Origin of the sequence: Flammeovirga agarivorans, assembly GCF_012641475.1 — a bacterium.
GTDB classification, from domain to species: domain Bacteria; phylum Bacteroidota; class Bacteroidia; order Cytophagales; family Flammeovirgaceae; genus Flammeovirga; species Flammeovirga agarivorans.
Genome location: NZ_JABAIL010000073.1, coordinates 1 through 755 on the forward strand (window position 1 = coordinate 1; position 755 = coordinate 755).

Here is a 755-nt window from a genome sequence, read left to right on the forward strand (position 1 = left end):
CGCGTCAGGACGTCACTGAGGCGCTGGAAAGCGCAGGTTTTGAGGTCGTGCGCACCACAAAGAGCAGCATCAGCATTGCCGACCCGGACGGAGGGCGAAACATCCGACTTAAGGGAGCCATCTATGAACAGTCTTTTAACGCTGGCGAAGGACTTAGAGCAGAAATCGAAAGCGCAGCAGCAGAGTACCGGCGAAATGCTGAAAGCCGCATTCAGCGAGCACGAGAAGTCTGTCAGAGCGGAACTGAGCGAAAGCGGGAAGAGAATCAGCGCCGCCATCCGCGCCCACGAGCAGGGTATGAGCGCGGCCATGCAGTCGAACCGCCTGAGCGTGATGCGTATGGTCGGGCGGACATGGCTGACCATCACGATGGTGTCAGGACTGCTGTTCGCCAGCCTGAGCGGGGTGTTGTGGTATCAGGGGAGCTTGATAGCGTCAAATCTGGCCGAAATCGACCGGCAGAACGCAGCGCTGTCGAAGCTGAACGCGAAGACCTGGGGCGTGACGTACCTGGAAGACAGCAACGGACGTTTTCTGGTGCTGCCGAAGGGGACGGCCGTAGACAGGACGCAGAGCTGGACGGTCGGGAACGGGCGGTCGAAGCAGAACGCGCTGAGACTGGTGAAGGAGTAAGTGCCGATGACCGAGCTGGAAAAACAGTTGCTGAGCGCATTAGAGCAGCTACAGCAGGACTACTCGAAAAGGCTGGACGAGTGGGAGAGCGCCTTCGGGGAATGGCGGAAAATGTCAGGGCT

At 59.2% G+C, this 755-nt stretch carries 2 protein-coding genes; both read left to right on the top strand.

Going from position 1 to position 755, the window contains the following annotated elements:
• The first annotated feature begins 123 nt into the window (after window positions 1-123).
• Window positions 124-633 carry an MbeB family mobilization protein gene (locus HGP29_RS28290; protein ID WP_032433972.1) on the top strand — a complete coding sequence of 170 codons (510 nt, stop codon included), beginning with the start codon at window positions 124-126 and terminating at the stop codon, window positions 631-633.
• Between the two features lie 6 nt (window positions 634-639).
• The coding region (locus tag HGP29_RS28295) for an MbeD family mobilization/exclusion protein (protein ID WP_139126077.1) at window positions 640-755 on the top strand (116 nt) is incomplete at its 3' end.